Below are 14,957 nucleotides of genomic sequence, written 5' to 3' on the forward strand. Positions count from 1 at the left end.
CCACCCGCACGCACCGGAACAGCCCGCCGGTACCGTCCCGTTCAGCGGGAAGCACCGGCCGGCCACCTCGTCCTGGCAGGTTTGTGAAGCGAAGTACCTTGATTTCAGGAGGACATGACTGTGCTCGCCACAGGATCGAACACCTCGCGGCGTACCGTGCTCGCCCTGGGGGCCGGAGCCGCCCTGGCCGTCGCCACGCCCCTGAGCGCCGGCGCGCAGGCGGCGACGCCGCGGACGGACCGGCTCGCGCGCCGTCTGGCGGACCTCGAACGGCAGCACTCCGCGCGGCTGGGGGTGTTCGCGCACGACACCGCCACCGGCCGCAGCGTGCGCTACCGCGCCGACGAACGCTTCCCCATGTGTTCGCTCTTCAAGACGCTCGCCGCCGCGGCCGTCCTGCGGGACCTCGACCGGCACGGCGAGTTCCTGGCCAAGCGCCTGCGGTACACCGCGAAGGACGTCAGCGACGCGGGCTACACACCGATCACCGGCAAGCCCGAGAACCTCGCGCACGGCATGACGGTCGCGGCCCTGTGCTCCGCCGCGGTCTCCTACAGCGACAACGCGGCCGGCAACCTCCTCCTCCGTGAGCTGGGCGGACCGCACGCGATCACCCGGTTCTGCCGCTCGACCGGGGACCGCGTCACTCGGCTCGACCGCTACGAGCCCGACCTGAACTCCGCCGAACCGTGGCGCCTGACCGACCTCACCAGCCCCCGCGCCATCGGCCAGACCTACCAGCGCCTGACCCTCGGCACCGCGCTGGCCCCCCACGACCGCAAGCAGCTCACCGCGTGGATGCTGGCGACGACCACCGGCGGAGAGAAGTTCCGGGCCGGGCTGCCGGCCGACTGGACCGTCGCGGACAAGACGGCGGGCGGCGAGTACGGCACCAACCACGACGCGGGCCTGGTCCGGCCGCCCGGCCGCTCGCCGATCGTGATGGCCGTCCTGACGACGAAACGCACGTCCGACGCGGCCGCCGACAACCCCCTGGTCGCCAAGACAGCCGCACTGCTGGCCTCGGCACTGACCTGATTCCGGGAGGACGCACCTTCGCCAACACCAGCCCGACCGGCCCCTGTTGGTGAGGGCCGCGCCCTCCACCGGGTCGGTCGGCCCGCTTACGATGCCGTATGGATCGAGCCGGGCTCCTCCCCACGGACCGTGGGGAGGAGCCCGGCGTCCCCCACCGACCAGGACGGACGGCGGCACTCCATGGCAGATCACGACCTGACCGGATTCGACCGCGGCACCTTCACCCATGACGGCACCACACGCCGCCTCCTGCGCCGCGGCACGGGACCCGCCGTGATCGTGATGGCGGAGATACCGGGGATCACCCCCAAGGTGCTGGAGTTCGCGGCGCGCGTGGCCGACCTCGGCTGCACCGCGGTCCTCCCGGTGCTCTTCGGCACCCCCGGCCGCGACGCCCACCCCGCGGCCCACGGCCGGCTGCGCTCCGCGCTCTACACGGCCGCGTCGATGGGGAAGGTGTGCGTCAGCCGGGAGTTCACCGTGCTGGCCACCGGGCGGACCTCCCCCGTGGTGAGCTGGCTGCGGGCCCTGGCCGCGGCCGAGCACGAGCGCTGCGGGGGCCCCGGCGTCGGGGCCGTCGGCATGTGTCTGACCGGCGGTTTCGCCCTGGCCATGGCGGCCGACGACCGGCTGCTCGCCCCCGTCCTGTCCCAGCCGTCCCTGCCGCTGGCCCTCACCCGACGGCGGGGCGCCGGCATCGACCTCTCCGCCGAGGACCTCGCCGCCGTCCGGGGCCGCTGCGAGCGGGGCGGGCTTCAGGTCATGGGGCTGCGGTTCCGCGGCGACCGGCTGGTGCCGGGTGACCGCTTCGCCTTTCTGCGCGGCACACTCGGCGCGGCCTTCACCGCCGTGGAACTGGACGACTCCGCCGCGCACCCCGACGCCGTCCTGCCGCCGCACTCCGTACTGACCGAACACCTCATCGACGCACCCGGCCAGCCGACCCGCGCCGCCCTGGACGCGGTGCTCGACCTCCTCCGCACCCGCCTGCTCGACCGGCGGCACGGCACGACAGCGACGAAGGACGCCTGACGGGGGAGCCGCCCCCTCCGGGACACCCGGCGCCCCGCTCAACACCTCCACGCGCGAATCGGGCTATTCCGGGGCAGAAGATCCTAGAGTGGCGTGGTGAGCGACGTCCGGAGAGTGCGGGACGACGAGGGGAGCGCGGCCCGGCTCCTCGCGTTGTCCGACGGCGTGTTCGCCATCGCGATGACACTGCTGGCGCTGGACATCAGCGTGCCCGACGGGCTGAACTCCGCCGCCTTCGCGCACGCGCTGGGCGAGGTGATGCCCAAGGTGTGGGCGTACGCCCTCAGCCTCCTGGTCATCGCCGCGTTCTGGCGCGGCCAGTACCAGCTCTTCCACTCCGTGCGGGACGTGGACGGGACGGTCATCAGACTCGTGCTGCTGAGCCTGGGGCTGGTCGCACTGATGCCGTTCCCCACCACCCTGCTGGCCGAGTACCCGGACCTGCCGCAGGCCGTGGCCATCTACTCCGGTGCCGTCGCGGCCATGGGCGGCGTGCAGCTCGCCCTGGCCGTGGTGCTGTGGAAGCGCCCCTGGCTGGCGACAGACCCGCTGCCCGACGCCCTCGCCCGCAATGATGTGGCCGACCTCGGCGCGACGGTGCTGGTCTTCGCCACCGCCGTCCCGCTCGCCTTCGTCTCACCCACGGGCGCCAAGCTCTGGTGGCTGGTGCTGGTCCCGGTCAGATCGGTCACCGGCAAGCGCGGCAAGCGGCTGCGCGAGGCCGCCCGGCGGTTCACAGCCTGAGCGCCGCCCGCGAAGTGCCCCGGCACGCCGCCACCCGGCCCGGCGGGGCGCGCCGTTCGGGCGAACGGCGGGTGTCGGAGCGGGGGGCCCGGGGCCACGGCTCGTACGTTCGGTCGCTATGACCTCCGCATCGGGTGATCCCGCGTCAGGCCCCACTCGCCGCAGCACGCTCGCCGGGCTCATCGGCGGCGCGGGGGCCGTGCTGGCCACCGGGTGCACCGCGTCCGGCGACGCGCCCACGCCGGATCCCACTCCCACGAGCCGGGCGTGGGCCTCCGCGGCGATGGGCAACCCCACGCCCGGTGCGATGACGCTCTTCAAGGACCCCGGATTCAACTTCAACGGGCTCCTCGCGCTCGGCTCGGCCGGCTACGGCGCCGGCGAGGTGGGCGAGGTGCTCACCGCCGTGAACACGATCAACAAGGCGGGCCTCTCCGCGCAGACCTACACCGAGACGTTCAAGAACCTCGGCGAGCAGCTGAGCGCACCGCCCGGCAACGGCAAGCCCGGGACGCAGACCACACGCTTCCGTGCGCTGCGGGCCGCCCAGTACTACGCCCAGGCCCTGTTCTTCGTCCTGGGCTCCGAGGCCCCCGGCAGCGAGCAACAGCTGTATCAGGCGGGGCGTGACGCCTGGGACACGTTCTGCGGGCTGTGCGACCCGCCACCGGTCACCGCCCACGTCCCGTACGGCGGGCGCACCCCGCTGCCCGTCTGGTTCTTCCGCCCGGACACCTCCGGCAAGCGCCGCCCCACCGTGATCCTCACGAACGGCAGCGACGGGCAGAACGTCGACATGTGGACCTACGGCGTCCCGGCCGCCCTCCAGCGTGGCTGGAACGCCCTGGTCTACGACGGACCCGGTCAGGGCCAGCTGCTCTTCGTCGACCAGGTGGTCTTCACCCCGCGTTGGGAGACCGTCGTCACCCCGCTCGTCGACTGGCTCTCGGCCCGTCCGGACGTGGACACCGGCAAGATCGCCCTGACCGGACTGAGCATGGCCGGCGACCTGGCACCCCGGGCCGCGGCCTTCGAGAACCGGATCGCCGCGCTGGTGGCGATGCCCGGCGTGCTCTCGCCCTGGCTGGGCTTCCCCCCGGAGATCCGGAAGATCCTCACCCCGGACAAGGAGAAGACCAACGCCCTCTGGAACAACGAGGTCGTCCCCCAACTGCCGCCGCCCGCGGCCGCGACCATGAAGAAGCGCTTCGAGCCCTTCTCCGTCCCGGCGATGCTCGCCGCCCGCCAGGGAAAGATGTTCACCGACTTCTACACCCCCGCGATGCTCATCAAGTCGCTGGACATCACCGACGTCGTGCCCCGCATCAAGATGCCCACCCTGGTCCTCGACTACGAGGACGAACAGTTCTACCCGGGCCAGCCACGCCAGATGTACGACAGACTCACCTCCCCCAAGGACTACGTAAAACTCACCGCCGCCACCGGCGCGCAACTCCACTGCTCCCCGATGGCCCCCCAACAACACTGCGAGGTCGTCTTCGACTGGCTCCAGGAGAAGCTGCCGACGGGGTGAGGGGGGACGACAGCAGACGGGCTCGGCCGGCTTGGTGACCCGCCCATGCCCGTGCCGAGCCTGCTCGGGGTCTTCGCCCACCCGGATGACGAGTCGCTGTCGGCGGGTGGCGTGCTCGCCCGGCACGCGGCCGCGGGCGCCCGTACCCCGGTGGTCACGGCGACCTGGGCCCCGGACACGCCCCGGGCCGCGGAGTTGGCCGAGGCGCTGCGCATCCTCGGGGCCGACAGGCCGAGGATGCTCGGCTACGGGGACGCCGGCGCTGCACGCTCGGCCCCGGGACGGGCGCGGTTCTGCGAGGCGATCGCGGGTCTCCCGGAGTCCGACCGGGAGCGTTGCTCGCCACCGAGTGGTACATCCGCCACGACGTCGTCTCCGCGGCGGCCGCGCAAACGGAGTTGACCGTCTGAGGGGAGGGCGGCCGGCCGGGAGGCAGGCGTTCCCGTCCCCGCCGACACCCTCAGATATGCCCCTCCCGCAGCGCATAGGCGACGGCGTGGGCGCGGTTGCGGAGGTGGAGGCGGGTGGTCATGCCGTGGAGGACGTTTTTGACGGTGCGTTCGGAGTAGGAGAGCTTGGCGGCGATCTCGGCGGTGTCCAGGCCTTCGGCGACCAGGCGGATGACGTCGATCTCGCGCGGGGCGAGACCGGCCGGTGTGCCGGGCCGGTCGTCGGCGCTGCGCTGGAGTTGCCCGACCTGCTGGAGCAGTCGGGCGAGCAGGTCCGCGGGCAGGTCCCCTTCGCCGCGGAAGGCCGCCTGTACGGCCTGGAACAGGCGGCGCGGAGTGGCCTGGCGGCGCCAGAGGATCGCGCCGACGCCGCACTCGATGACGGCGAGCAGTTCGGCCTCCCGGATCCGGTCGGCGATCAGTACGACCCGCGCCCGGTCGATCCGGACGAGGCGGCGCAGCTCCGGGATCATGGAGTCGTCCGTCGCCGCCGCGACCACCACGGTCACCGCTGCCGGGCGTTCGCCTCCGCTCTCCGTCAGCCGCACGCCCCGGTGCTGGCTGAGCTGGCTGGTCACGCCCGCCAGGGAGATCGGGTCCGGTGCGCGGATCACGACGGGTATCGGCGGCTCGGTGGTCTGAACCTCGGTGGTGTGCATAGGGGTTTCCTCGTCTTCTGGAGCCCGGGACTCCGGCCCGTGACCGCCGGAGCGGTCAGCGCTGCCGCCCGTCACAGGGGGTGGCGGCAGCCGACTAGCGGGCGGTCCGGAACGCGTCGGTCCGGCGGGGGACGTCACCGGAGGTCCCGCGAGGAGAGGGGTGGTGGCCCGGCTGTGGGCAGGGGGAGGTGCGGGTGCGGTGCATGGAGGTGCGTCTTCCCGTGGGCATGGTGTCGGTGGAGCAGGCGGCGGGCGGGTCAGCACGGCGGGGTGGTCGGTGGCGCCACGGTTGCGGCGACCGCGAGGGCGCGCACGCCGCCGCTGTGGAAGCGGGTGCGGCGTGCGCCGTGCTGTGTGCTCCGGCCCGGCTCTGTCGACAGCTTGCGGGGCGGGAGCGCCGAACGGCAACGAATCCGGGTCGAAGAAGAACACCGGAATGCTGGGAGGGGTGTTGACCTGCGGAAATGTCGTTGCCTGGAATGCCTGCCTGGAATGCCCGCCGGCCGGGGAGCGCCGCCGGGGCCCGGCCGCGACGGTGGTTCGGCCCGGCCGTGGGCCGGTGCGCGGGTCCTCCCGTAGGTGTCCCCTTTCTCCCATAGCCGGTCAGAAATTCACCTCGTGCGCCGGAGCGCCGCCGACGACTGTGGAGGGGCAGCCGGCGGACACCGGGTCCGCCGCTCCGGCCTTATGGGACGCACCTCATGAACAACAAGGATCTGGTCCTCGCAGCGGTGGGCGAACTGTTCGGCGACCGCGACGCCGCCGCGGTGGACCGCTGGGTCTCCCCGACGTTCACGCAGCACAGCGCGCTCGCCGCCGACGGCCCCGAGGGGCTGCGCGCACTGCTCTCCTCGCTGCCCGCCGACTTCCGCTACGAGGGCGCCCGCGCGCTCGCCGACGGAGACCTGGTGGCGCTGCACGGCACCTACCACGGCCTCGGCCCCGTGCCGATGGTCGCCTTCGACCTCTTCCGGGTGGCGGACGGCAGGCTCGCCGAGCACTGGGACGCGCTGGTGCCCGTCGTCGAGGAGACCGTCAGCGGCCGTTCCCAGACCGACGGCCCCACGCGGATCGGCGACCTGGGGAGGACCGGGGCGAATCGTGAACTCGTCGCCGAGTACGCCGAAAAGGTCCTCAAGGGCGCCGACTACGCGGCGTCGACCGACTACACCTCCGCCGTCACCTACCTCCAGCACAACCCGGAGGCCGGTGACGGTCTCGACGGCTTCGGGGCGGCTGCCGCCACATGGGCCGCGCAGGGCAAGAACGTCGTCTACCGCACGATCCACCAGGTCATGGCGGAGGGCGACTTCGCCCTCGTACAGGCCGAGGGCGAGTTCGGCGGGCCGGTCGCGTACTACGACCTGTTCCGCCTCGCGGACGGGAAGATCGTCGAGCACTGGGACGTCATCGCGCCGATCCCCGCCGAACTCCCGCACGGCAACGGCCTGTTCTGAGTCCGCCCGCTGCGTGAGAGAGCCGATATCCATGGCCACACCCATGACCGACGCCGCATGGCGCGCCTTCGTCAGCGAGGGCACCCGCACGGCGAAGATCGCCACCACCCGCGCTGACGGGCGGCCGCACCTCGCACCCGTGTGGTTCCTGCTGGACGGCGACAGCATCGTTTTCCACACGGACAAGCACACCGTCAAGGGCCGCACCCTGCTCCGCGACGGACGGGTCGCCCTCTGCGTCGACGACGACCGGCCGCCGTTCTCCTTCGTCGTCCTCCACGGCCGCGCGGAGCTGAGCGAGGACGCGGCGCGGATTCGCGGCTGGGCGGCCCGGATCGCGGCCCGCTACGTGGGGGAGGAGCGCGCGCCCGAGTACGCCGCCCGCAACGGCGTGCCCGGCATGCTCCTGGTGCGGGTGCCGATCGACAAGGTCGTGGCGCTCAGCGGCGTGACCGACTGAGCGAGCCGCCGAGCCGGTCCCGCTCACCACCCCCTGCGGACGACACCCCCTGACCGGACGCCGGAGCGGAGCCGCCTCCCGGCATTCGTCCCCGGGCCACCTCGCGGAACCGCAGCGGTGTTCCCCCGTCGCGCTTGCGGAAGAACTTCGTGAAGTCGCCGGGGTCGCCGAAGCCCAGCCGGCGGGAGATCTCCGCCGAGGTGGCCTCGGTGTGGACCAGGAGCCGTCGGGCCTCCAGCAGGACGCGGGCGTCGAGGTACTGCTTGGCGGTGGAGCCGGTCGCCGCCCGGGTGGCACGGGACAGCGTGCGGACGCTGTAGCCGAGCGCGGCGGCGTAGTCGTTGACGTGATGGGAGTCGGCGAAGTCGCGCTCGACGGCGGCACGGAAGCTCTGGAACGCCGCGCTGTCGGACCCCGGTGACGCCGGGGCGGGGCAGGCGTGCGCCAGCCGCAGCAGGAGGACGGCGAGCAGGTGGCGCAGCGTCTCCAGATGGGCGTCGAGGGGGAGGGAAGCCAGGTCGCCGTACTCGTCGAGGAGGTGGCGCAGCGCGAGGCCGGCGGCGCGGGCGTGCCGGCCGGTGGGCAGCATCGGCGCGCCGTTCAGGTCGGGCTCGGCGGTCACGAAGCCGGGCTGCCAGATGACGAGGGTGCCCCGCGCCGCGAGGTGGTCGCGGGGAACGTACTGGTGGACCTGGCCGGCCCGCACCCAGAGCCAGGAGCCCGAGTCCAGCGTGCAGTCCTGGAAGTCCACGGTGTGCCGCACCGGTCCCTGCCGGACGTGGATCAGGTGGTGGAAGGACGGCCGCAGTGGTGCCGACAGGTCCAGGCCCCGCCGGTCCACCCGCGCGGACAGTTCGGCGAAACCGAGGACGTCCATCCCGATGGGCGCGCTCAGCGAGGGCCGGTAGGACACCTCGGCGACGGAGAGCTGTCGGTTTTTTCCCATGACTGGTCCCCAGGATACCCGCCCCCGCCGCCGGACGGCTCCTAGCGTCGGGAGCGCGGGAGCACGAGCGCAAGGAGTTGATCGACGTGCGACTGATCGTGGGAATGACCGGCGCCACGGGTGCCGTCCTCGGGATCCGGCTGCTGCAGCAACTGGCCGAACTGCCCGGGGTGGAGACGCATCTGATCCTCAGCCGCTGGGCGCGGACCACCATCGCGCTGGAGACCGGCCACAGCGCCCGCGAGGTCGAGGAGTACGCCGATGTCGTGCACCACCCCGGCGACCAGGGCGCCACCATCGCCTCCGGCTCGTTCCGCACCGACGGCATGGTGATCGTGCCGTGCTCCATGAAGACCCTGGCCGGCATCCGCGCGGGCTGGGCGGACGGTCTGATCGGGCGCGCCGCGGACGTGATGCTCAAGGAACGGCACCCCCTGGTGCTCGTCCCGCGGGAGACGCCGCTGAGCGAGATCCATCTGGAGAACATGCTCGACCTGGCCCGCAAGGGGGTGCGGATCGTGCCGCCGATGCCTGCCTTCTACCACCGCCCCGCCGCGGTCGACGACCTCGTCGATCACCTCACCGCCCGCGTCCTGGACCAGTTCGCGCTGCCCGCCCCCGCCGCGCGCCGCTGGGCGGGCATGCGTGCCGCCCGAACCGCACCCGTCCACCCCGCCTCCTGACCGGTCCACCCCGCCTCCTGAGAAGAAGGGATCCGCCCATGGCCTACGACGACCTCCGCAGCTTTCTGCACACGCTGCGACAGGAGGGCCAACTCCTCGCGATCCACGACGAAGTCCTGCCGGAACCCGACCTGGCCGCGGCCGCCAACGCGGCCGGCCGGATCGGCGAAGGGGCCCCCGCCCTGTACTTCGACCATGTGAAGGGATTCCGCGACGCCCGGATCGCGATGAACGTCCACGGGTCCTGGCGCAACCACGCGCTCGCGCTGGGACTGCCCGCGGCCACTCCGGTCAGGGAGCAGATCGAGGAGTTCGCGCGCCGCTGGGACGCCTTCCCGGTCGCACCCGAGTGGCGAGCGGATCCGCCGTGGCGGGAGAACACCCTGGAGGGCGCGGAGGCCGACCTCTTCGGCGTCCTTCCGCTGTTCCGCCTGAACGACGGCGACGGCGGCTTCTATATCGACAAGGCCGCCGTGGTCTCCCGCGACCCGCGGGACCCGGACGACTTCGGCAAGCAGAACGTCGGGACGTACCGCCTCCAGGTCCTCGGCCCCGACCGGCTCGCCATCCAGCCGGTCCCGATGCACGACCTGGCCCGTCATCTGCACACGGCCGAGCGCCTCGGTGCGGATCTGCCCCTCGCGATCGCCCTGGGCAACGACCCGGTGATAGCCATGGTGGCGGGCATGCCGATGGCCTACGACCGGTCCGAGTACGAGATGGCCGGCGCCCTGCGCGGCGCGCCCGCGCCCCTGGCGACGGCGCCGCTGACCGGATGCGACGTGCCGTGGGGCTCCGAGGTCGTCATCGAGGGGGCGATCGAGAGCCGCACGCGTCAGATCGAGGGCCCCTTCGGCGAGTTCACCGGCCACTACTCCGGCGGCCGTCGGATGCCGGTGATCCGCGTAGACCGGGTGTCCTTCCGCACGCACCCGATCTTCGAATCGCTCTACCTGGGCACACCGTGGACGGAGGTGGACTACCTGGTCGGGCCGAACACCTGCGTCCCGCTGCTGAAGCAGCTGCGCGCCGAGTTCCCCGAGGTGCAGGCGGTCAACGCCCTGTACACCCACGGCCTGGCCGTGATCATCTCCACCGCGAAGCGCTACGGAGGCTTCGCCAAGGCGGTGGCCCTGCGCGCGATGACCACGCCGCACGGCCTCGGCTATGTGAGCCAGGTGATCGTCGTCGACGAGGACATCGACCCCTTCGACCTGCCGCAGGTGATGTGGGCGATGTCGTGCAAGGTCAATCCCGTCGACGACGTGGTGGTCATCCCGAACCTGTCCGTCATGGAACTGGCCCCGGCCGCCTCCCCGGTGGGCATCACCAGCAAGATGATCATCGATGCCACGACCCCCGTTCCGCCGGACGATCGCGGCAACTTCAGCACACCGGTCCGTGATCTGCCGGAGACCGGGCAGTGGACCGCCCGCCTGCGCTCTCTGCTCGCCGCCCGCTGACCACGATGGAGGAAGCGCTGATGGACACACCGATGGACAACGCGAGGAACAGCCCGGCGCATGCCCCGCTGCCCTCCGCTTCGGACCCCTTCTCGGAGCCCGCCTCGGAGCCCGCCTCGGAACCCGCCTTGGGCTTCTCCACGGACTCCCGTGCGGGCTCGTCGTCGAACTCCCCCTGGATATGCCCCCGTTGTGCGTGCGACGCCATCGCGACGGTCGCCACCTCCCCGGTCCCCGGCGTGTGGGATGTGCTCCGGTGCGATCGCTGCTGCTACCTGTGGCGTAGCACCGAACCCGCCCGCCGCACCCGTCGGGAGGCGTATCCCGTGGAGTTCCGGATGTCCGGGGCGGACCTCGACAACGCCCCGGAAGTCCCCGCCGTCCCGCCGCTGGAAGCGCGCTGATTCTGCCGTGCGCGCCGGGCGGCAGCCGTTCACGCCGGGGCGCACGCGGGCAGCAGCAGCCGGAATCGTTCAAATTTTGACATTCTGCTCGCCGGTGACCCGGGCCTTCTACGGTTTCGGCCATGGAAGAAGCCGGTCGTCTCACGCTGGCGGTACGCACCGTCGGCCCCGCGGGCCGCCCCCCGTCCGATCCCGCCGTATGGCTCGCCGCCCTGCACGGCGCGACCTCGAAGGCGGCCCGCTCCCGCACCGCCCGGGAGCTGCTCGCCGGCGTCCTCGACGCGGCCGCGCCGCTGCTGGGCGACCTGGGCGGCGCCCTCCTGCTGCTGGACGCCTCCGGCCGCTACCTGTTCCTGGTGGCCTCCCAGGGGCTGCCGGCCGAAGTGGCCCTCCCCATGGAGGCCATCGGCATCGACGAGGACCTCTCGGCCACCGACGCGGTCCGCAAGGCGCAGCCGATCTGGCTGAACACCTTCGCCCAGCGGCAGAAGCGCTATCCGGGCCTGATCGAGCGACTGCCGGTCGACCTGGTGACAGGGGCCCTTCCCCTGATCGACAACGACACCGTCATCGGCGTGCTGACCGTCCTGCGGCAGCGCGAGAGCGGATTCACCCCCGTGGAACGGGCCTTCCTCCAGTGCCTGGCCGACCACGCGGGACCGGCGCTCGCCGCACTGACGGGGCGTCAACTCGACCACGGCGGGCCGGAGGACGGTGAGGTGGCCGCGGACGCCAGCGGCACCATGGAGCTGGGCACCTTCGTCTGGCACCTGGACACCGGTGTCGTCGACGGCGATGACGCGCTGGCCCGTCTCCACGGCCTGGCGCCGCGGTCCGATCCGCCGCTGACCCTGGACGACTTCCTGTCCCAGGTGCCGGCCACGGACCTGCCCGCCCTGCGGCAGAGCCTCGGGCACATCGCCCAGCGGTGCGCGGACTATCAGGTCCGCTACCGCGCGTACGACGCCACGGGCCGGCTGCGCATCCTGGAGGCCCGTGGCCGGGCCCACCCGGACGCCGACGGCCACCCGATGATGATGGACGGCCTGGTCGCCGACATCACGGTGGCCTGCGACCGCCAGCAGCTCAACCAGCGCCTGCTGTCGTCCCAGGCCGAGCAGTCGGGCCGGCTGCGGGATCTGGCGACGCATCTGGTGAGCGCGGCCAGCATGGACGAGGTGGCCGGCGCGACGGGGACCGCCCTGCAGGCGTTCGGTGCCGACGGGCTGCTCGTGGTGGACACCGAACGCGACCGGCTGCGGGTCATCGCCTCCTGGGGGTACGGCCCGGCGGAGGAGGCGGCAGCGGAAGGCTTCCCGCTGCACGCCCCGACCCCCTTCCGTGACGCGCTGCTCGGGGGCACGCCCACCTTCGCCGGCTCCCTGCGCGACGGCCTGGCCACCTACCCCTCCCTGGTCGACTTCGCCCACGCCACCAAGCGCCAGTCCTGGGCGGTCCTGCCCCTGCCCACCGCCCAGGACGGCACCGCCGCCTGTCTGATCGGCTTCTCCGCGCCACACGAATTCGCCCCCGCCGAACGGTCGTTGCTCACCGTCGTGGCGGCCCTGCTGGCCCAGGCCATGGAACGGGCCCGCATCCACGACCGGGAGCACCGGCGGGCCGTCGAACTCCAGCAGGGCATGCTTCCGCAGGCCCTTCCGGAGCTGCGCAACACCACGGTGCACACCCACTACCGGCCCGCGGCGGAGGGCGCCGCCGTCGGCGGGGACTGGTATGACGCCTGGTACACACCCTCGGGTGAACTCGCCCTGGTCGTGGGCGATGTGCAGGGCCACAGCACCGCGGCCGCGGCCCTGATGGGGCGGCTGCGCACGGCCGTGCGGGCCTACAGCGCCGAGGGCCACTCACCCGCCGACGTCCTGCACCGCACCAACACACTGCTCACCCAGTTCTCCACCGATCCGGACTCCGACCTCTTCGCCACCTGCGTCATAGCCCACCTCGACACCGCCACCGGGCACCTCTCGCTGTGCCGCGCCGGCCACCCGCAGCCCCTCCACGCCGCCCCGGGGAAGCAGCCCGAGATCCTCCCCGTCGAGGGCGGGCTGCCGCTCGGCATCGACCCGGACGCGGAGTTCCCCACCACCACGGTGACCCTCGCCCCGGGCTCGCACCTGATGTTCTACACCGACGGTCTCGTCGAGCGCCCGGGTCGCGACCTGGACGCCGGAACCCGTCAACTCCTCTCCGTCTTCGGCTCCGGACTGTGCGCGGTCCCGGAGCGCGAACTCCTGGCCCACATCGAGCAGGTCTGCCTCCCGGCGCCCGTCCCCGCCGACGCCGACGACATCGCCGCCCTGTACCTGCGCTGGCAGGGCCCCTGACGCGCCCGGACGGCACCCTCCGCCCCGCCCCGACGCCGTACGCGCTCGCCGGAAACGGACCCTGACACTCCCGGACACTCCGGGACGCATTCCGGCCATTGGCCGGCAGGGCCGTCCCGCACGGTCATCCGCGCGCGGTAGGAAAGGGGCCGTTCCGCGGAACTTCCCCAACGGGTGCGGAGGGAGTGGAGGAAGGACGGCACCGGGACGCGCGCGTGCCTGCGTACCGGCCGGCCACAGCGGCAGCGCGAGGGGAGTGCGCTCCCGCCGCTGCGCCGGAGCACCGCACCGCGGCCCGCACGGCACCGGCCGGGCCTTTCCCTGAGCTTCCTCGCCCCGCGGAGCCTCCCGGCGAGGCACGGAAAGTCCGCTCGGGCGCCACCCGGGTCCATGAAGTCCGCTGCCGACCAGCGAAGTTGGGGACCTCGCCCATCCCATCCCATCCCATCCCGACGCCGACGCGGGTTCCCGCGTCGTTCGGAAACGGAGACCACCATGCGAAGACATATCCGTGCCGCAGTGACCGTTGTCGCGACCGCGCTGTTCGCGCCGCTGCTGACGGCGAGCCCCGCGCCCGCCGCCGGCACCCACAAGCCCGCCGACTGCCGGCCGGCCCTCCAGGTCCTGGCCTCCCTGCCCGGCTCAGGAGACAGCCGGGTCAAGGGACTTGGACCGAACGGCCTGGCGGTGGGAGGGTCGCACGGCCTGCCCGTGTACTGGACCGGCGCCCGGGTGCACCGCGTTCCGCTGCCCGCCGGATTCACCGGTGGTGAGGTCGCCGCGGTCAACGCGAAGGGGCTGATGGCCGGGTCCCTGAACGGCGCGGGCCGCAGCGCCGCCTTCAGCTTCCGTGTCGGGGCCCACAAGGTGACCCTGCTGCCGGAGGGGGCACACGCGGCGGACGTCAATGACCGGGGCCTGATCGTCGGCGACGGGGGCACCTCGGGGGCCCTGGTCGGTCTCGAATGGGACGGGGCGCGGATCGCCCGCCGGCTCAAGCCGCCGGCCGGGTACTCGCTCGTCTCGGTGACCGCCCTCAACAACGCCGGGCAGATCGCCGGTTCCGGCGAGGCCGTCAAGGACGACGAGTCGTGGTCGGCGGGCCTGACCTGGCCCGCGAAGCGGGGCGCCGCGGCCGTCCCGCTGCAGCGCTTCTGGCCCGCGGGTGTGCCCTACGACTACTGGTACCCCCGGGACATCGACCGCGCCGGGCGGATCGTGGGCACCTATGACGACGTCCGCCTGGACACCCTGACGCCCACCCAGTGGCTCCCGCCGTACACCACCGAGAACCAGGTCGGGTATCTCGGCGAGCGCACCAGCGGCACCTTCGAGGCGATCAGCCCCACCACCAACGTCAGCGTGGGCACCGCCCGCGACAGCCACATGGTCGGCCCGTTCCCGCCGGAGACCGCGCCGCCGATCCAGGCCCAGATCTGGCCGGGCACCGGCCCGCTGCTGGCCCTTCCCCGGCTCTCCCCGGAAGGCCCCTCCGAGGCGTTCGCGGTCAGTGACGACCAGCGCGTCGGCGGCGCCGCGGCCGACGCCACCGCGACGTCCCGCGCCGTGATCTGGACCTGCGCCCTCCGCCAGGCCTACCGCCCCTGACCCGGGGCCCGGCCACCGTGCCGTTCCTCCAGCGGCCGTGACGTCCCGGCCGTGACCTCCCGGCCGTGAGACCCGGCCGGCCGTGAGACCCCGGGGCGCCCGGGCGGGCAGGCCCACGCCCGGACGCCCCGGGGT

At 72.9% G+C, this 14,957-nt stretch carries 13 protein-coding genes and 1 pseudogene; 12 read left to right on the plus strand and 2 right to left on the minus strand.

Annotated elements, in window-relative coordinates; genetic code table 11:
- Positions 1 to 114 precede the first annotated feature (114 nt).
- The 5 genes and pseudogenes from bla to ACQP17_RS31235 all read left to right on the plus strand — a co-directional run.
- On the plus strand, positions 115 to 1,038 hold the full coding sequence (gene bla, locus ACQP17_RS31215) for a class A beta-lactamase (RefSeq protein ID WP_433859291.1): 924 nt from the start codon (positions 115 to 117) through the stop codon (positions 1,036 to 1,038).
- 180 nt (positions 1,039 to 1,218) lie between these two features.
- Positions 1,219 to 2,070, plus strand: a complete 852-nt coding sequence (locus tag ACQP17_RS31220; protein WP_433859292.1) for a dienelactone hydrolase family protein — start codon at positions 1,219 to 1,221, stop codon at positions 2,068 to 2,070.
- 93 nt (positions 2,071 to 2,163) lie between these two features.
- A complete protein-coding gene (locus tag ACQP17_RS31225) occupies positions 2,164 to 2,814 on the plus strand; it encodes a TMEM175 family protein (RefSeq protein ID WP_433859293.1) in 651 nt (216 codons plus the stop codon).
- A 118-nt stretch (positions 2,815 to 2,932) separates the two neighbouring features.
- Complete coding sequence (locus tag ACQP17_RS31230) at positions 2,933 to 4,348, plus strand: alpha/beta hydrolase family protein (RefSeq protein ID WP_433859294.1); 1,416 nt, start codon at positions 2,933 to 2,935, stop codon at positions 4,346 to 4,348.
- A gap of 45 nt (positions 4,349 to 4,393) precedes the next feature.
- Positions 4,394 to 4,651 (plus strand): annotated as a pseudogene (locus ACQP17_RS31235) (PIG-L deacetylase family protein); the annotation flags it as partial.
- 157 nt (positions 4,652 to 4,808) lie between these two features.
- Here ACQP17_RS31235 and ACQP17_RS31240 read toward each other — a convergent pair.
- Positions 4,809 to 5,456 (minus strand): helix-turn-helix transcriptional regulator, encoded by a 648-nt coding sequence (locus ACQP17_RS31240; RefSeq protein WP_433859295.1) that lies wholly within the window; start codon positions 5,454 to 5,456, stop codon positions 4,809 to 4,811.
- Positions 5,457 to 6,157: 701 nt separating this feature from the next.
- On the opposite strand from ACQP17_RS31240, the gene ACQP17_RS31245 reads away from it, so the two are divergent.
- Together ACQP17_RS31245 and ACQP17_RS31250 are read left to right on the plus strand one after the other, a co-directional pair.
- The gene (locus ACQP17_RS31245) at positions 6,158 to 6,913 is read left to right on the plus strand and encodes a nuclear transport factor 2 family protein (protein ID WP_433859296.1); all 756 of its coding nucleotides are present in this window, start codon (positions 6,158 to 6,160) and stop codon (positions 6,911 to 6,913) included.
- A 31-nt stretch (positions 6,914 to 6,944) separates the two neighbouring features.
- Positions 6,945 to 7,373 (plus strand): PPOX class F420-dependent oxidoreductase, encoded by a 429-nt coding sequence (locus tag ACQP17_RS31250; RefSeq protein ID WP_433859297.1) that lies wholly within the window; start codon positions 6,945 to 6,947, stop codon positions 7,371 to 7,373.
- Here the strand turns inward: ACQP17_RS31250 and ACQP17_RS31255 are convergent.
- Entirely contained in the window at positions 7,354 to 8,319 is a 966-nt protein-coding gene (locus ACQP17_RS31255; protein ID WP_433859298.1) for a helix-turn-helix domain-containing protein, read from the minus strand. The two genes, ACQP17_RS31250 and ACQP17_RS31255, sit on opposite strands and share 20 nt — an antisense overlap.
- 86 nt (positions 8,320 to 8,405) lie before the next feature.
- Here ACQP17_RS31255 and ACQP17_RS31260 point away from each other — a divergent pair, with 86 nt between their 5' ends.
- The 5 genes from ACQP17_RS31260 to ACQP17_RS31280 all read left to right on the plus strand — a co-directional run bounded on the left by ACQP17_RS31260 (position 8,406) and on the right by ACQP17_RS31280 (position 14,822).
- Positions 8,406 to 9,002, plus strand: coding sequence for a UbiX family flavin prenyltransferase (locus ACQP17_RS31260; protein ID WP_433859299.1), 597 nt, complete (start codon positions 8,406 to 8,408; stop codon positions 9,000 to 9,002).
- A 38-nt stretch (positions 9,003 to 9,040) separates the two neighbouring features.
- Positions 9,041 to 10,465, plus strand: coding sequence for a non-oxidative hydroxyarylic acid decarboxylases subunit C (locus ACQP17_RS31265; protein ID WP_433859300.1), 1,425 nt, complete (start codon positions 9,041 to 9,043; stop codon positions 10,463 to 10,465).
- A 20-nt stretch (positions 10,466 to 10,485) separates the two neighbouring features.
- The gene (locus ACQP17_RS31270) at positions 10,486 to 10,869 is read left to right on the plus strand and encodes a non-oxidative hydroxyarylic acid decarboxylases subunit D (RefSeq protein WP_433859301.1); all 384 of its coding nucleotides are present in this window, start codon (positions 10,486 to 10,488) and stop codon (positions 10,867 to 10,869) included.
- A 122-nt stretch (positions 10,870 to 10,991) separates the two neighbouring features.
- Positions 10,992 to 13,214: a SpoIIE family protein phosphatase gene (locus tag ACQP17_RS31275; RefSeq protein WP_433859302.1), complete on the plus strand. Its 2,223-nt coding sequence runs from the start codon at positions 10,992 to 10,994 to the stop codon at positions 13,212 to 13,214.
- Positions 13,215 to 13,733: 519 nt separating this feature from the next.
- The gene (locus tag ACQP17_RS31280; protein ID WP_433859303.1) at positions 13,734 to 14,822 is read left to right on the plus strand and encodes a hypothetical protein; all 1,089 of its coding nucleotides are present in this window, start codon (positions 13,734 to 13,736) and stop codon (positions 14,820 to 14,822) included.
- Positions 14,823 to 14,957: the final 135 nt, after the last annotated feature.

Origin of the sequence: Streptomyces kronopolitis (assembly GCF_050953795.1) — a bacterium.
In the GTDB taxonomy this organism is placed as follows: domain Bacteria; phylum Actinomycetota; class Actinomycetes; order Streptomycetales; family Streptomycetaceae; genus Streptomyces; species Streptomyces kronopolitis_A.

Bases quoted from the DNA above. Each gene is read 5' to 3' on its own strand.
- ACQP17_RS31250 (WP_433859297.1), top strand. From the start codon at position 6,945: ATGGCCACACCCATGACCGACGCCGCATGGCGCGCCTTCGTCAGCGAG.
- ACQP17_RS31240 (WP_433859295.1), bottom strand. From the start codon at position 5,456: ATGCACACCACCGAGGTTCAGACCACCGAGCCGCCGATACCCGTCGTG.
- ACQP17_RS31275 (WP_433859302.1), top strand. From the start codon at position 10,992: ATGGAAGAAGCCGGTCGTCTCACGCTGGCGGTACGCACCGTCGGCCCC.
- ACQP17_RS31265 (WP_433859300.1), top strand. From the start codon at position 9,041: ATGGCCTACGACGACCTCCGCAGCTTTCTGCACACGCTGCGACAGGAG.
- ACQP17_RS31230 (WP_433859294.1), top strand. From the start codon at position 2,933: ATGACCTCCGCATCGGGTGATCCCGCGTCAGGCCCCACTCGCCGCAGC.
- ACQP17_RS31270 (WP_433859301.1), top strand. From the start codon at position 10,486: ATGGACACACCGATGGACAACGCGAGGAACAGCCCGGCGCATGCCCCG.
- ACQP17_RS31255 (WP_433859298.1), bottom strand. From the start codon at position 8,319: ATGGGAAAAAACCGACAGCTCTCCGTCGCCGAGGTGTCCTACCGGCCC.
- ACQP17_RS31245 (WP_433859296.1), top strand. From the start codon at position 6,158: ATGAACAACAAGGATCTGGTCCTCGCAGCGGTGGGCGAACTGTTCGGC.
- bla (WP_433859291.1), top strand. From the start codon at position 115: ATGACTGTGCTCGCCACAGGATCGAACACCTCGCGGCGTACCGTGCTC.
- ACQP17_RS31220 (WP_433859292.1), top strand. From the start codon at position 1,219: ATGGCAGATCACGACCTGACCGGATTCGACCGCGGCACCTTCACCCAT.